General features: G+C 59.3%; 15 protein-coding genes. 9 read left to right on the forward strand and 6 right to left on the reverse strand.

Annotated features, from left to right (window positions below):
• Positions 1-426 precede the first annotated feature (426 nt).
• The 7 genes from ASD32_RS22080 (at position 427) to ASD32_RS22110 (ending at position 8180) form a co-directional block, all read left to right on the forward strand.
• Positions 427-1641 (forward strand): ROK family transcriptional regulator, encoded by a 1215-nt coding sequence (locus ASD32_RS22080; protein ID WP_060640191.1) that lies wholly within the window; start codon positions 427-429, stop codon positions 1639-1641.
• A complete protein-coding gene (locus tag ASD32_RS22085; protein WP_060640192.1) occupies positions 1638-2897 on the forward strand; it encodes a M20/M25/M40 family metallo-hydrolase in 1260 nt (419 codons plus the stop codon). The genes ASD32_RS22080 and ASD32_RS22085 overlap by 4 nt, the downstream gene beginning before the upstream one ends.
• 41 nt (positions 2898-2938) lie before the next feature.
• Entirely contained in the window at positions 2939-3994 is a 1056-nt protein-coding gene (locus ASD32_RS22090; protein WP_060640193.1) for a substrate-binding domain-containing protein, read from the forward strand.
• Positions 3995-4055: 61 nt separating this feature from the next.
• Positions 4056-5126 carry a substrate-binding domain-containing protein gene (locus ASD32_RS22095; RefSeq protein ID WP_060640194.1) on the forward strand — a complete coding sequence of 357 codons (1071 nt, stop codon included), beginning with the start codon at positions 4056-4058 and terminating at the stop codon, positions 5124-5126.
• Between the two features lie 114 nt (positions 5127-5240).
• A complete protein-coding gene (locus ASD32_RS22100; protein ID WP_060640195.1) occupies positions 5241-6218 on the forward strand; it encodes an ABC transporter permease in 978 nt (325 codons plus the stop codon).
• 14 nt (positions 6219-6232) lie between these two features.
• Positions 6233-7432: an alanine racemase gene (locus ASD32_RS22105; protein ID WP_060640196.1), complete on the forward strand. Its 1200-nt coding sequence runs from the start codon at positions 6233-6235 to the stop codon at positions 7430-7432.
• Between the two features lie 4 nt (positions 7433-7436).
• Positions 7437-8180, forward strand: coding sequence for an ATP-binding cassette domain-containing protein (locus ASD32_RS22110; RefSeq protein ID WP_060640197.1), 744 nt, complete (start codon positions 7437-7439; stop codon positions 8178-8180).
• Between the two features lie 267 nt (positions 8181-8447).
• On the opposite strand, the gene ASD32_RS22115 is transcribed toward ASD32_RS22110, so the two are convergent.
• The 6 genes from ASD32_RS22115 to ASD32_RS22140 form a co-directional block, all read right to left on the reverse strand.
• Entirely contained in the window at positions 8448-9185 is a 738-nt protein-coding gene (locus ASD32_RS22115) for an MBL fold metallo-hydrolase (RefSeq protein WP_200953631.1), read from the reverse strand.
• Complete coding sequence (locus ASD32_RS22120) at positions 9182-9922, reverse strand: amino acid ABC transporter ATP-binding protein (RefSeq protein ID WP_156383292.1); 741 nt, start codon at positions 9920-9922, stop codon at positions 9182-9184. The genes ASD32_RS22115 and ASD32_RS22120 overlap by 4 nt, the downstream gene beginning before the upstream one ends.
• A 24-nt stretch (positions 9923-9946) precedes the next feature.
• Positions 9947-10624, reverse strand: a complete 678-nt coding sequence (locus tag ASD32_RS22125; RefSeq protein WP_060640199.1) for an amino acid ABC transporter permease — start codon at positions 10622-10624, stop codon at positions 9947-9949.
• A 16-nt stretch (positions 10625-10640) separates the two neighbouring features.
• Entirely contained in the window at positions 10641-11480 is an 840-nt protein-coding gene (locus tag ASD32_RS22130; RefSeq protein WP_082546881.1) for a transporter substrate-binding domain-containing protein, read from the reverse strand.
• 112 nt (positions 11481-11592) lie between these two features.
• A complete protein-coding gene (locus tag ASD32_RS22135) occupies positions 11593-11901 on the reverse strand; it encodes a GYD domain-containing protein (RefSeq protein WP_060640200.1) in 309 nt (102 codons plus the stop codon).
• Complete coding sequence (locus tag ASD32_RS22140; RefSeq protein ID WP_060640201.1) at positions 11898-12572, reverse strand: isochorismatase family cysteine hydrolase; 675 nt, start codon at positions 12570-12572, stop codon at positions 11898-11900. Before ASD32_RS22140 ends, ASD32_RS22135 begins: the two co-directional genes overlap by 4 nt.
• A 109-nt stretch (positions 12573-12681) precedes the next feature.
• Here ASD32_RS22140 and ASD32_RS22145 point away from each other — a divergent pair, with 109 nt between their 5' ends.
• Both ASD32_RS22145 and ASD32_RS22150 read left to right on the forward strand, forming a co-directional pair.
• Positions 12682-13581, forward strand: coding sequence for a LysR substrate-binding domain-containing protein (locus ASD32_RS22145; protein WP_060640202.1), 900 nt, complete (start codon positions 12682-12684; stop codon positions 13579-13581).
• 37 nt (positions 13582-13618) lie between these two features.
• A complete protein-coding gene (locus ASD32_RS22150) occupies positions 13619-14509 on the forward strand; it encodes a LysR substrate-binding domain-containing protein (RefSeq protein ID WP_060640203.1) in 891 nt (296 codons plus the stop codon).
• Positions 14510-15155: the final 646 nt, after the last annotated feature.

The following is a 15155-nucleotide window of genomic DNA, read 5'->3' on the forward strand; positions in this document are numbered from 1 at the left end:
ACGCGGCGTCGAGCGAACGCTGGCCGAGCTCGGCGAGCATCGTCTGGTACATGAGGTCGATGGATTTCATTCGCTCGACTCCGAGTTATACTGTTTTTCAAAAACAGTATAACCAGCGAGAGGGTGCGGAACAAGATGGGATGTCCTTCTATTGGCGTGATGGAATCCGACCGTCAACCGCAGATTTCAATCGCGTGTGATAACAATGACTTATGAATTGACATATTAATCAATGATATCGATCTGCATGCGGGGATTGTCGGCGTCTTCGGCAACATCGCGGATACGCATACCAAACCCCTTGTCAGAAGATCACGGCGCAAAAGACTAACCGACCGTCGCTCCGTGGGCATTTCATTTTCCCAGTTGACTCACACTTTGTTCCGAACAATAGTTCGGTTTCAGAACGAATTAATTGAGGTGACTGTGAGCGAAACCCTGCGCATCTCCCGGAAGTTTTCCCAAAGGGCCGTGATGGAGGCGATCATCCAGAACGGACCGATCTCCCGCGCCTCGATTTCCAAGCAAACGGGACTGTCCAAACAGACCATCTCGGAAATCGTCCGTCAGCTGGAGCTGGACGACTGGGTGCGTGAGACGGGCCGCACCAGCGGTCATGTCGGGCGCACGGCGCTTACCTATGAACTAGTGCCGGATGCGGCTTATATTGCTGCGGTCGATCTCGGCGGTACCAAGATCAGGCTGGCGATTGCCAATCTCTCCTGCCAGGTCTTTGCCGAGGAGGTCGTTGCCACCGACCGGCGCGGCGGCCAGTTCGTCGTCGCCCAGATCGCCGAACTTTGCGCGCAGGCGGTAGAACATCTGAACATTCCGCGGGAACGTATCCGCATGGCCGTGATTGGCGCGCCCGGCGCGCCGGACGCCAGGACCGGCCGCATCCTGCTGGCGCCAAACATTGCCGATTTCGATACGATGAACGTCGCGGCCGCCTTCGAAAAAGCGCTCGGCATTGATGTCATCCTCGAGAACGACGTCAATCTGGCGGTGCTTGGCGAAAACTGGCTCGGCCAGGGTCAGGGCATCGACAATCTCGCCTTCATTGCGGTCGGAACCGGTATCGGCGGCGGCTTGATGGTTGGTGGACAGTTGGTGCGTGGTGCGATGAATGCCGCGGGCGAACTGGGCTTCCTGCCGTTCGGCGCTGATCCCTTCGATCCGGAATCGCTGCGCACCGGCGCCTTCGAGCGGGTCACTGCCTCAATCGGTATCATGGAGCATTATGCGGCCGCTTCCGGCGAAACGGCGACCGTTCCGGCGATTTTCGAGCGGGCCGCAGGCGGCGATGTGCATGCGAGCGCCACCCTCGACGAGACGGCGAAATATCTGGCGCGCGGCATCAGCGCGATTGCGGCGATTGCCAATCCGGAAAAGGTCATAATGGGTGGTTCGATCGGTCTTCGCCCGGAGTTGATCGAGCGTATCCGCAAGTTCCTGCCGACGTGTTTTCCATATCCCGTCGAGATCGAGGCAAGTCAGCTCGGGCCGCGCGCGGCCATCGTTGGTGCGGCGGCAATCGGCCTTAGCCATCTCCACAATGCGCTGTTCGGCGCCGATGCCCCCGACAGCCGTATGTCCCTGCCGCCGGCAGAAACGGTAACCTTCCGGGAGGCCCTGCGATGAGCGCGTCGAACGTCCTGACGGAAAAACTGCGCGCAGCGCTCGACCGTGATGACGCGGTCGAGCTGCTGCGCGGCGCGATCGGAGCCGAGAGCATAACCGGCAACGAGGCGAATTTCGTCGGCTTTCTTGAAAGCCAGATGCGGGCGCGCGGAATCGGCAGCATCCATGTCTCTGATTTCCTACCGGGCCGGCCGAACATTCGCGGCGAGCGCAAGGGCGATGGCAGTGGCAAGCGACTGCTGTTCATCGGCCATACCGACACGGTGCATGTCGATGGCTGGCGGGAACATTGGGCTGGCACCGAGCGGGAAAACCCGTTTGGCGCGCCGGTTATCGACGGGCAGATTTGGGGCCGGGGTGCCGGAGACCTGAAAGCGGGGATTTGCAGTTCACTGGCAGCGCTGGGTTTGCTCGACAAGGCCGGAATCAAGCTGAAGGGCGACGTTGCCTTTGCCTTTGTCGGTGACGAAGAAAGCGGCCAACCGGGTTCCGGCGTGTCCGCAGGGATCAAGGATTACACCGCCAACATCGAGGCTGGCGCGGTGGCAAAGCCGGATTTCACCGTCTATGTCGAGCCGACCCAGCTTGCGGTCTATCCGGCGCAGATCGGCTTCTTCATCACGGATATCAAGATCACCGGCAAATCCGCCTATTTCGGCGTTCCGGAGCTTGGATGCGACGCGCTGAAAGCAAGCCATGCGGTGATGTCGGCGCTGTGGGCGCATTCCGATGCGATCTCAGCGCGGGCCGAGCACCCGCTGATCGGACGTGGGTTCCTGCTGATAACCGGGCTTTCCGGAGGCGGTTTCATCGCCGTGCCGGAAGAGTGCACGCTCTCATTGATCCGCAAGCTTTTGCCCGGGGAATCGCTCGATACGGCGGCGGCCGAGCTGGAAAGCGTCATCCGTGGTGCAGTGGCCGATCCGCAGATCAAGATCGAGATTTCCTATCCGGCAGGACGAGACCATGCGCTGGGCGGTTCGGCGGCGGAAATCGATCAGGTTCTACCGGAAGTGTCGATGCTTTGCGCTGCCGTCGGCGACGCGATGGCCGGGCGGGGCAATATCCAAGGCGCGCCGTTCTGGTCGGAATCGCCATTCTTCGTCAATCGGCTCGGCGTTCCTGCCGTCTATTGCGCGCCGGGCGATATCCGCAACTGCCACACTTTCGAGGAGCATGTCGATGTCGAGGAGTATCTCGCCGGAATCGTGGCTTTCGCCACCTTCATGACGCGCTATTGCGACATGGTGGAATGAACAACTGAACCATCGATAATTTGAAATAAGGGAACAGAAAGATGCTTATCAGGACTTTGTTGAATGCCGCGCTTCTGACCGGCGCGATGATCACCGCAGCCCACGCCCAGACAGTCGGCCCGGCCGGCGAAACCGCGACGCCGAGCGCTGAAATCAAGCTTTCCGACAGCGACATCACCGCCTTGAAGGGCAAGGGCTACAAGGCGGCTTTGCTCTGGCACACGTCGTCCGACTTCATCAATGCGGTTTCCGCCGGTGCCAAGGCCGAATTTGCCAAGGCGGGAGTCGAGGTTGTGGTGACGACGGATGCAGGTTTCGATGCCGCCCGCCAGCGCAGCGATATCGAGACGGCGCTGGCCGCCAAGCCGAACGTCATCATCGCCCTTCCGCTTGACCCGACGACCTCGGCCGAAGCCTTCAAGCAAGCTGTGACCGATGGCACCAAGCTAGTCTTCCTCTCCAACTTGCCGGCCGGCTACAAGCATGGCACCGACTACGCGGCGATCGTCACCGACGATCTGTTCCAGATGGGCAAGCGGGCGGCCGATGCGCTGGCGAAATCGATCGGCGGTAAGGGCAAGGTCGGCTACATCTTCCATGATGCAAGCTACTACGTCACCAACCAGCGCGACCAGGCCTTCAAGACGACTATCGAAAAGGACTATCCGGATATCAAGATCGTTGCTGAGCAGGGCATTTCCGATCCGGCCCGCGCCGAGGAGCTGGCCAATGCTATGCTGCTCCAGAACCCTGATCTCGACGGCATCTATGTGACCTGGGCCGAACCGGCCGAAGGCGTTCTCTCGGCTCTGCGCGGCGCTGGCAATACTCATACGAAGATCGTGACGCTCGATCTGTCGGAACCGGCAGCACTCGACATGGTCAAGGGCGGTAACGTTGTCGCGCTGGTAGCCGACAAGGCCTACGAGCTCGGCCAGACGATGGCGGCCACCGGCCTGAAGGCGCTGCTCGGTCAGGAGACCCCTGCCTTTATTGTCGCCCCGGCACTGACCGTGACCAAGGCCGATGTGTCCGAAGGCTGGAGGCAGTCGCTCAACCGCGATGCGCCTCAGTCGGTTCTCGACGCCGCGAAATGATCCGCTGCGCCGGGCTGTGCGAACAGCCGCCCGGCGCGCATCAACCCGAGATTCTGGAGGAATGATGATGAACAAGCTGTCGATGATCCCCGCAGGACTGGTTGCCGCGCTTCTGTCCACGCATGCTTTTGCCGCCGATGGCGCGACTACCGGTCCACATGGTGAAAAGCCAACACCGGCCGCCCGCTTCACGCTGACGCCGGAGGAAGAAACGAAGATCAAGGACGGCAAGTTCACCGCCGCCCTCGTCTGGCACGAGATGAGCGAATACACCAATGCCGTAAACAGCGGCGCGCAGGAAGAATTCAAGCGTCTAAGCGTCGAAGTCGTCGCCCAGACGGACGCTGGTTTTGATGCCGCGCGTCAGAAGGCTGATGTCGAGACGGTGCTTGCCAAGAAGCCGTCAATCATCCTGTCGCTGCCGGTCGATCCGGCAACAGCGGGGCCGATCTATGACCCGGCGCTGAAGGCCGGTGTCAAACTCGCCTTCGTCGACAACTCGCCGCTGGGCTATGTGCAGGGTAAGGACTATGTGACGATCGTCTCGGACGACCTGTTCCAGATGGGTCACAAGGCAGGCGTCGCTATGGCTGAGGCACTCGGGAAAAAGGGCAAGGTCGGCTACATCTTCCATGATGCCGATTTCTACGTCACCAACCAGCGCGACCAGGCCTTCAAGTCGACGATCGAGCAGGATTATCCCGACATGAAAATCACCGCCGAGGCCGGCATGGCCGATCCGGCCCGTGCGGAAGAGATCGCCCAGGCGATGGTGACCCAAAACCCCGATCTTGATGGTATCTACGTGACCTGGGCGGAACCTGCGCTGAGCGTGCTCTCTACCCTGCGTTCTGCCGGAAACACCCATACCAAGATCATCACGCTCGATCTCAACGAACCGGCAGCACTCGACATGGTCAAGGGCGGCGCCGTTGCAGCGCTCGTTGCCGACGAAGCCTACAATATCGGCGTGACGGCTGCCCGTGCGGCGGCTGGATCGCTGGTCGGTAAACAGGCCGAGCCGTTCCTGGTGGTCGATTCTCTTGCGGTCACCAAGGACACGGTCAAGGACGGCTGGAAGAAGTCGCTCAACAAGGATGTGCCGGCCACCATTGCCGAAGCCATCAAGTAACTATCCGCGCTCCGGCGCCGATTGAAATCGTCGCAGCGGTCGCTCACGATTGCGCCGCTACCCGGCGGGAGCCAGGAGCTCCCGCCCGTACCCCCGCTCTTCGGAGGAACCGCTATGTCCAGCGCCCCAAGCAATGCCGCCAACCCGGCGATGAGCATGATTAGCCGCATCAATATCCAACAATATGTCGTCTATGTTGGCTTTCTGGCGATCTTCCTGTTTTTCGCTATCGTGCTGAAGGACAGCGGCTTCCTGACGGTGCGTAATCTTTCCAACATCGTGCTGCAGACCGCACCGATCACGATCATGGCGATCGGCATGGTTTTCGTGCTGTCGGCCGGCGAGATCGACCTCTCGATCGGTTCGACCGTCGCGGTTGCTGCACTTTGTGCCGCCGTGACGATGAATGCCTATGGCATGATTGCGGGTATTGCTGCTGGCATCGGCGCAGGGGTCGCCATCGGGCTGGTGAACGGCTTGCTGGTCGCCTATGTCCGGCTGCCATCTTTCCTGGTGACACTGGCAACGCTCGGGCTGTTTGCCGGAGTGGCCCGCTCACTCACCAATCTGCGCTCCATTCCCGTCACCGACAGCACGTTTACCGGCTTCTTCGGCTCCGGCTCGCTGCTAGGCATTCCCTCGCTGATCTGGTGGACGGTCATTGCGATTGCAGCCGGACACCTGATCTTTCGCCAAACGCGCTTCGGCGCCCATGTGCTGGCAACCGGTGACAATGCCCGCGCCGCCAGCGTCTCCGGTATTCCCGTGCCGCGCATCCGCCTCGCCGTGCTGGTGATCAGTGGCGCGCTCGCCGGTCTTGCCGGTCTGCTCTATGCCGGCCGCCTGCAGGCCGCGAAGTATACGCTCGGCGAAACCGACCTGATGACGGTGATCGCCGCTGTCATCGTCGGCGGCACGCTCCTGAACGGTGGCAAAGGCTCGATCATCGGCGCTCTCGTCGGCTCACTCATGATGGGCATGCTCAACAACGGGCTGATCCTGATGGGGCTTTCCGTGTCCGACCAGATGATTGTCCGCGGTCTCATCATTCTCGCCGCAGTCGCCGTATCGCTGCGCGAAAAGCTGCGCTGAAGAAAGGATATCTCATGTTTCTCGACGTTCTGCGCCGCCGCAACCCGAAATTCCTCGAAGCAGCAATCGTGCTGCACCGACAGGGCAAGATCCCGGCCAATGCCTATGTGTTGGATCTCGATGCCGTAGAGGCCAATGCCCGCGTGCTGAAAACCGAAGCCGACCGGCTCGGCCTGAAGATCTTCGCGATGACCAAGCAGGTCGGCCGCGCCAGCTCGTTCTGTGCCGCCGTGCAGCGGGGCGGTATCAATCGTTCCGTGGCGGTCGACATGGCCTGCGCCCGCGCTACCCACCGGGCAGGCCTTCGCGTCGGCCATCTCGGTCATCTGCAGCAGGTGGCCCGCCACGAGGCCAAGGGCGCTGCGGCGATCTTCCGGCCGGATTACTGGACCGTCTTCAACGATGACAAGGCGAGCGAAGCCGCTGAAGGCGCCAGAGCGGCGGGTTATGTGCAGAACCTCCTTGCCCGCATCAGGGCGGAAGGAGATACTTTCTATCGCGGCCATGAAGGCGGCTTCGACGCTGCAGATGTCGCTGCTATTGCCGATGCATTCGATGCGCTGGATGGCGGACGTTTCGCCGGGATCACCACGTTTCCGGCACTGCTGTTCGATCACAAGAGCCGCAAGGTTTTGCCGACGCACAATCTGGCGACGCTGACCAAAGCTGCCGAGACGTTGGCGAAGGCCGGACGGACCGGCATTGAGGTTAACGCGCCGGGCACGACATCCTCGGTTCTGCTGCAGGGGCTGGCCGATGCCGGCGCGACGCAATGCGAACCCGGAAATGGCCTGCATGGCACGACGGCGCTGCATGTGGTGGAAGACCTGCCCGAGCTTCCGGCCGCCTGCTACCTCACCGAGGTTTCGCATCTCTCTGGTGGCAAGGCTTACTGCTTCGGCGGCGGCTTTTACATCGACCCGATCTTTCCGGACTATGACGTCAAGGCGATCGTCTCGGACGAGCCGACGGTCGCGGCATCGGCGCTGCGCAGCGTCGAAGTGCCGCCACCTTCGGCCATCGATTATTACGCGATGATCGATGCCGATGGGCCGAATACGCCAAAGCCGGGTGATACTGCCGTCTTCGGGTTCCGTGGACAGGCGTTTGTGACCCGCGCCTACGTTGTTGGCGTCTCCGGAATTTCCAAGGGCATGCCGAAAGTCGAAAGCATCGAGAACGGTTTCGGCGAACCTCAAGCATGGCCGGTATAGGAGAATGACCATGAACACTCAGGCCCCTGTGCTGCAGCTCAAGGACATCCGCAAGAATTTCGACGCGGTCGTCGCCATCGAGAATTTTTCGCTCGATATCTATCCCGGCGAGATCGTCGCTCTGGTCGGCGATAACGGCGCTGGCAAATCCACCCTGATCAAGATTGTCTCCGGCGTCTATGGCCCGTCCTCCGGGACGATTACCATCGAAGGCGAGACCGTCGCCATGTCTAGCGCCACCATGGCCCGTTCGCACGGCATCGAGGTGGTCTATCAGGACCTGGCGCTGGCCGACCAGCAGACGGTCTACATGAACATGTTCCTTGGCCGCGAACTCACCAACGGCATCGGCCTGCTTGACCGCAAGACGATGATTTCCGAGACGGAAAAGCTGGTGAAGGAACTCGATGTGCGCATTCCTTCGGCACACGCGACGATCCGTGATCTCTCCGGCGGCCAGCGGCAGGGCGTGGCGATTGCCCGCGCCACCCGTTGGGCGAAGAAGCTTATCCTGCTCGACGAGCCGACCGCAGCGCTCGGTGTTGCCGAGACGGCAAAGGTAGAGGAGATTGTAGAATCGCTGAAGTCGCGCAATATTGGCGTATTGATCATTAGCCACAGTCTTGATCAGGTGTTCAAGTTGTCGGATCGAATCTGTGTTCTTAGACGCGGCAAGCAGATCGGAATCCGCAAGACTTCCGAGACCAGTAAGAACGAGATTGTTTCGATGATCACGGGGGTGAACTGAGCGCGGCCGGCTCGCTGACAACCCAAGCTTTTTGCGCTAGCCCCTTAGCTTTGACACCGTTATTGGGCGCCTTGTTCGTCTTAGCAGGTCGACGTGAAACGTTTTGACCTGCCGCCTTGAAGAGACTCGAACTGCCGACCCCTTCGTCTGCTCGCGCAGAACATCCCTGGTTAGCCAGCTGTGCCCTAGTTAGCGGCCTATTTGGGGCCGTCTCCGGACTGCCTGCTCTTGGAGTAGAGAACGCGAGAGTGGTCATCCAACCGCTTGTCAGCATCCTTTCGAATGCAAGTAGCTCACGGCGATCTCGCGCAGCCGGTCTTTACCAAACCTCGTTCCGTGTCCGCCATGAACGAGTTCGACGTCAAGCTCTGCCAAGCGTTTCATGGTGCCTTTGTAAGCTTCGATGTTACATCCCGGCAAATCATCCACAAGGCCGCCCTGGTATATGGCGTCCCCGCTAAAGAACTCCCCCGTCGTCTGGTCGAGCAGACCAATTGAACCTGGAGAATGGCCGGGAAGATGCAGAACCGTGTAACACGCGTCGCCGATGTCGATGACGTCGTTCTCCACCAGGACCGTGGTGAGCGCTGCCGGTGAGATTGTGTAGGCGTCCGGCGTCACGCCTGTGGGCACCGCCGCAGTCATGGCATCTGGCTGGGTGCGAAAATAGGCGGCAAGTGTATCGCCATCCGGCATGAGTGCAAAGGCCTCGGCCTCGGCCTCGTGGCCCAGCCGGGTCTCGAATTCGTGGAACGAGCCGACATGATCGACATGAACGTGGGTCGCCACCGCAAACACGGGTTTGCCCGAAGGGATACGCAACTCGTTTCTAAGGTTAACAAGGCCCAAGCCGAAATCAATAACGAGGTCGGCATCCTTGCCGACGACGTGAAATATGTTGGCCCGAAAGAATTTATGGACATGTGGCTCACAGATCAGGGTCAACCGATCCGAGATCGCTTCCTTTGAAAACCAGCCAGTATGGTTCACGATGACCTCGCTCAATGCAGCAGCTTGCCGAGAAAACGCTTCGTGCGCTCGTGCGTCGGCGCAGAAAACAGGACGTCGGGCTTGTCGCGCTCAATGATCTGACCACCATCCATGAAGACCACTTCGCTGGCGACCTCGCGCGCAAAATTCATTTCGTGTGTAACGCAAACCATCGTCATACCATCGTCGGCAAGCGAGATCATCGTGTCCAGCACTTCCTTGACCATTTCAGGGTCAAGCGCCGACGTTGGCTCGTCGAACAGCATGACGCTTGGGTTCATACAAAGGGCGCGCGCGATAGCGACACGCTGCTGCTGGCCGCCGGAAAGCTGGCCCGGATATTTATTGGCCTTTTCCGGAATGTGCACGCGCTCCAGGTATTTCATGGCAATCTCGGTCGCCTGCCTCTTCGGCAGCTTGCGCACCCAGCGCTGGGCGACCGTGCAGTTTTCCAGAACCGTCAGATGCGGGAAGAGGTTGAAGTGCTGGAAGACCATTCCGACGTCGCTTCGAACGCGATCAATCCGCTTGAGCTGGTTGGTGAGCTCGATACCGTTGACGACGATCGAGCCTTCCTGGTGCACTTCCAGACGGTTCATGCAGCGGATCAGCGTCGACTTGCCGGACCCGGACGGCCCGCAGATGACGATGCGCTCCCCCTTGTGCACGGAAAGATCAATGCCCTTGAGGACCTGGAAGGCGCCGTACCATTTGCTGACGCCGGCAACCTGAATTGCGGTTTGCGTATTCATATCCAACCCATTGGTTTGCGGCGATCAGCGATAGCCGCGCGAAAGCACATGTTCGATGCGGTTTTGGGCAAGTGTCAGCACCGAGACGATGATGAGGTAATAGACCAGGGCTGCGCCATACCATTCGAGGAACCGGAAGCTCGTGGCGATCGCGAATTGCGAGACTGTCATCAATTCCTTGAGCGAGATCACAGTCGCCAGCGACGTGGTTTTCAATAGCGAGATAAACTCGTTCATCAACGAGGGAACCGCAATCCGGAGCGCCTGCGGCATGGTGATGACCAGGAAAATCTGCCAGCGATGCATGCCAAGCGCGGCGGCTCCCTCCTGCTGCCCACGCCCCACGGCTGAAAAGGCGCTGCGCAGAACTTCCGCCAAATAGGCGATCTGAATCAGCGATAGCGCCAGGAAGGCCGCGACGAAGGGCGTGAACCAGCCGGCGCGAAAGACTTCGGAGATTTGCGGCAGGCCATTCCACACGAACAGCAACACGAGCAGTGCGGGTGCGCCGCGAAACAGCCAGACATAGAGCGTGACCAACCACCGGACTGAGCGCCGCGGTGAGCCCGCCATGGAGCCTAGCCCCATGCCGAGCACGAGAGAGACGGCCATAACACATATTGAAAGGCCGATCGTCAGAAGTGCCCCCTTGAAAAGGGGGACACTGAAGATAGCCTGCAGAAAGAGGTCGAGCTGGAACAACGGAGACCGCCTATCGTCAGTTGACGTCGTGAGAAACGTCGGTTGCCGTTTCTGGCAGCTTCCATTTCTGGAGCAGCGTCTTCATCTCGCCGCTCGCTTGCAATGCCTCGATCGCGTCCTTCAAAATCTGCCGGTCGCCATCGCTCTTACGTAGGTAGATGCCGTAGTTTTCGCTTTGCTCGTAGGTGTAAGGAATCGCCAACCGGCCGGGCACCTGAAGCATGCGATAAGCGGCCGTCGTATCCTGCGTGATCGTCGCAGTGGCGCGACCGACGAGGATCTGCTCGATGACGCCGGAGGCGGAGGGATAGGTCTGCACCTGGATCGGCTCTTTGCCGGCAGCTTCGAGTTCGGCATTGAGATCGGCGACCATCTTTTCGTAGGACGTGCCGGCCTCGATCGCCATAACCTTACCGCTGACATCGGCCGGGACGGTCGTCTCCGTGTCATTCGCCGCCGTGACCATCACGATGTGCGACCCGAAATACGGAATGCCATCGTATTTTTCCAGGCGGGCTGGCGTGATCAGGATGCCGCTGGCGACCAAGTCGCAGCGCTTGGAATCGAGCGAAGGCAGCAGGCCCTTGAAGTCGCCGACGACATATTCCGCCTTTGCGCCCCATCCCTTGGCGATGGCGTCGATGACGTCGATCTCAAAGCCCACGAGGTCCTTGTCGCCGGGATTTTGGTAATATTCCATCGGCGGGAATTCGCCGCTGGTGCACACCTTCAGGACGCCAGCCGATACGAAATCCGGTTTTCGGTCGGCGGAAAATGCAGTACCTGCGCCGAGCAGGACGGCGAGGACGCCGCATGCCAGACGAGACGTGTTCGTGCCCAGTATTGCTTTCGTCATTGTCATGTTCCCTTATTTTTGGCTTCTTGAATTGACGTTTTGTGAAGTCGTATACGAAGGCCTTCTGCAGACAAGCTAAATGTTTTCGCCGAAAAACCGCAGGAAAACTAAACTATTGATCACTCATCGCGTCGAGGATCTGGCCATATGCGCCGGTATCAAAGGCTGGGAGGATGAGCGGTTCGACATGGCCATCGCGGCGTGCGGTGAGCACGTATTGCATCATCGCTTCATTGCTCGGCATCTCGAAAACCTGCATGAAATCATAGGTCCCAAGCAAGGCGTAGAAGGCGATCGATTTCCCCCCGAGCGCTGCGACGCGATCCTCGCTGACCTTGCGGCGCCTGGCGCTGTCGGTCAGTTCAGAGAGCCCTTTCTGCGTAAGGCGCATCAGGGAAACGTATTTTTGGGTCTCGCTCATTTCGTGGATTTTCCGAGATTTTTCAAGCCTTCGAGTACCGCCGCGGTGTCGGTCAGCGCGCCAAAAATGCCGTTCTCGACGGTGACCATATGCAGTGCGGCCTCGTGGGCATATTGGTCGCCACTGGCGCAGGCGTCGGAGATCGTCAGGCACTGGAAATTCCGGTCGCAGGCTTCGCGCAGCGTCGTGTGAACGCAGACATCCGTCGTGCAGCCGGTAAACAGCAGGTGGGTGATGCCCCGCGCGCGCAAAACATGCTCGAAATCGGTGTAGGTGAAGGCGCTGTTGCAGGTCTTGTCGACAATGATGTCCTGCGGGCGCACGTCGAGTTCCGGGACAATCTGGAAACCGGGGCTGGAGCGTAGAAGAGCAGTGGTGCCCTCAAGGCCAGACCGCTGCCGGCGCCATTTTTCATAAGGGGTCATGTCGGCAAGGTCTGCGCGATAGCCCTGCCGCGTGTGGATGATGTGGATGCCGGCCTCGCGGCAGACGGCAATGAGCTGGTTCACCGCAGGGAGGATCGCACGAAGGGGCGCGGGATCGTAACCCTGCAGGGCGAAATAACCCGTAGTGGAGAGGAAGTCTTCTTGGAGATCGATGATAACAAGTGCCGTCTTGCGCGCATCGAGATTGCCATCATAGGGGTAGTCGAATGGTGTTGCCGAGATCATGAAATGGGCTCCTCTTTGTCGATGGGATAACACTCTTAACAGTTTGAAAAAATCAATTTAAAATCACCAATATCGTTCTATAAAGCTAAACGATTAGTTGGATATCCAGATGAGCCGCCTGCCGCCCTACCTTCAATATCTTCCGGCATTCGAAGCGACCGCGCGCCTCGGCGGAGTGCGGCTTGCCGCGGAGGAACTCAACCTCAGCCCGAGCGCGATTTCGTTGCAGCTGAAGAAGCTGAGCGATGTGACGGGCATTACCCTGTTACAGAAGTCGGGCCGGAATGTCGCCCTCACTCAGGCAGGCAGAGATTTTTCGCAGGCCGTCGCCATTTCCCTCGGTCAGCTCGATACGGCGACGCGGGTATCGCGGAAACTGACCGCCGGCGACCAACCCACTTCGCTGTCGGTTTCCGTACCGACTGCGCTCGGGATCGCATGGCTCACAGCGACCCTCGTTGATTTTGCTCAGGCGCACGGCATTTCCGACCTCACCATCAACGAGGCGATCACCGCCGCAGAGGTGGATTGGGAAAACAACGACCTAGCGATCGTCTACGATAACCCGCCTTTCGCCGGAAAATATTGGCGCTCGCTGAGCGAAGTCCGGCTCTGTGCCGTTTGCTCGCCGACCTTGTTCCCCCGGCTCGACCTGCGCAATCGCGACGGAAAGCTGAGCTCCGTCGCGCTGCTGCATGAAGACGACGGTGGGGAATGGGCGAAATGGTCTGTTGCGGCCCGGATCGCCCTTGAGGGCAATACTCGAGTCCGGGTGAATTCAGTGGCCCAGGCGATTGCGTCCGCCGTTCAGGGCCGCGGCGTGGCGCTAGTGTCGGATGTGCTGACGCGAAACTTCCTGAGCGAAGGACGGCTTATCCAGCCGTTCTCCACTACGATCAATGCGGAACGGGAATATTATATTGTCTGCCCGGTTGGCCGCGCGAACGACCCGGTCCTGCGAACGCTGGCGGATCGCGTGGTCGAGCAGTTGCGTCCAGTCCGAGATTAGAAAGCTTGATCCGTTAAAATGCTTGAGGAAGATTTCGATGTCGCTGCCACCCCTTCATGCATTTCGTGTCTTTGAGAGCGTCGCGCGGCTCGGCAATGTCAGTGCCGCCGCGGCGGAGCTTCATGTGACGCCTGGTGCTGTCAGCCAGCAAATCCGCGCTCTCCAAGTGACGCTTGGCGTCAATCTTTTTCAGAAACGCGGCAGGCAATTGGCGTTGACGCCAAGCGGAAGCCAGCTCCAGCGCTCCGTGGCAAGTGCCATGGACGCTATTCACACCGGGGTGCGTCAGCTCTCAACGCATAGATATGGCGGAGCACCAAAGCAGGCACTCACCATTTCCATCCCGCAAGTTCATGGCGTTGCCTGGCTTGCCACCAGACTTTTTACCTTCATGGAGGAAAGCCCCAATTTCCAGTTGAAGGTGCTCACCTCCAGCCGCTTTCACGATGTCGATTGGCGCAAGACCGATGTTGCGATCGTTTATGGCATGCCACCGTGGCCGGGCTTCTGGTGGCGGCTGCTTCACGGAATCCGCATGACTCCAGTTTGCAGCCCCCAGCTATTGCGTGGAGCGAACGCCATCCGCCACCCCTCCGATCTCGCGTATCATCGACTGCTGCATGAGGACGACGGTTCGCAATGGCGGCGTTGGCAGGCTGAAGCCGGCATTCCTTACGCCGGTGAGTCCGACGTGCACTTTGACGACTTCGGCATAGTGCTCCAGGCCGCCCGAGACGGCTTTGGCGTGGCGCTCAGCGATGAGGTCGTTTCCGCGCGCGATCTCAATGAAGGACGCCTTGTTCAACCGCTTCAACTCAGTGTCCCTGCCCTTCACAATTATTATTGCATTTGCGCGGAAACAAGACGGGAGACTGCCGAAGTGACCTCGTTCATTAATTGGCTAATCGAGGAGGCCGCAATACCTTAGATGCCGACATGAATTCGAGAAAAAACACTCGAGATCTGGGAGAGGCTTGTGCAACTATAGGCGAGATCTAAGGACACCGTCATGTCCGCAATGGGCCGTTTTATCGGACTGATCGATATCGGCGGGGAAATTTGAGAAAGCTGACATCCAACATCCGACAGGCACGCAGTTCTCGCGGTATTTCGCGCAGGTTCAATCGAATGCCGGGGTAGAAGTGCAAATCAGCGAGAGCCCCTCTTTTATGTGCCTTATTTAGTGGACTTGCTAGGTTTGAGGGACCGTGTATTCCCTGGTGTGCTTTTATTATTACGGCGGCGCTGATCCGGCTTCCCTGTCGATTTCGCTATCGGCTTCGGTCCTGGTTTAAGTGCCATGAATGCTGTCCTTTTTTGAGCTAGGAAAATAAGCCTACTCGTGCCTTCTGACAGGCGGTTAGGACACAGCAATACTACGTAACAGTTCACACTTTCTCGCCTTACGACTACGGGGGTCGTCAAGAACGTTCTCCGACAACATGCGCGATGGCTTCACCATCGTCGGTGTGCCACCTTGTGGCTGGATCTCTTGGGGAACTGTCGGCGAACCTTTTCCTCGGGTTTGCCTACCGAAACAGCATCCTCCTGAACGGCAAGGGGCGGCTGGCGGG

Source organism: Rhizobium sp. Root483D2, assembly GCF_001426685.1.
Lineage (GTDB): Bacteria > Pseudomonadota > Alphaproteobacteria > Rhizobiales > Rhizobiaceae > Pararhizobium > Pararhizobium qamdonense.

Coding starts and splice junctions, on each gene's coding strand:
- ASD32_RS22130 (WP_082546881.1), bottom strand. CDS start 11,480: ATGACGAAAGCAATACTGGGCACGAACACGTCTCGTCTGGCATGCGGC.
- ASD32_RS22105 (WP_060640196.1), top strand. CDS start 6,233: ATGTTTCTCGACGTTCTGCGCCGCCGCAACCCGAAATTCCTCGAAGCA.
- ASD32_RS22135 (WP_060640200.1), bottom strand. CDS start 11,901: ATGAGCGAGACCCAAAAATACGTTTCCCTGATGCGCCTTACGCAGAAA.
- ASD32_RS22150 (WP_060640203.1), top strand. CDS start 13,619: ATGTCGCTGCCACCCCTTCATGCATTTCGTGTCTTTGAGAGCGTCGCG.
- ASD32_RS22145 (WP_060640202.1), top strand. CDS start 12,682: ATGAGCCGCCTGCCGCCCTACCTTCAATATCTTCCGGCATTCGAAGCG.
- ASD32_RS22110 (WP_060640197.1), top strand. CDS start 7,437: ATGACCATGAACACTCAGGCCCCTGTGCTGCAGCTCAAGGACATCCGC.
- ASD32_RS22085 (WP_060640192.1), top strand. CDS start 1,638: ATGAGCGCGTCGAACGTCCTGACGGAAAAACTGCGCGCAGCGCTCGAC.
- ASD32_RS22095 (WP_060640194.1), top strand. CDS start 4,056: ATGATGATGAACAAGCTGTCGATGATCCCCGCAGGACTGGTTGCCGCG.
- ASD32_RS22120 (WP_156383292.1), bottom strand. CDS start 9,922: ATGAATACGCAAACCGCAATTCAGGTTGCCGGCGTCAGCAAATGGTAC.
- ASD32_RS22100 (WP_060640195.1), top strand. CDS start 5,241: ATGTCCAGCGCCCCAAGCAATGCCGCCAACCCGGCGATGAGCATGATT.
- ASD32_RS22090 (WP_060640193.1), top strand. CDS start 2,939: ATGCTTATCAGGACTTTGTTGAATGCCGCGCTTCTGACCGGCGCGATG.
- ASD32_RS22140 (WP_060640201.1), bottom strand. CDS start 12,572: ATGATCTCGGCAACACCATTCGACTACCCCTATGATGGCAATCTCGAT.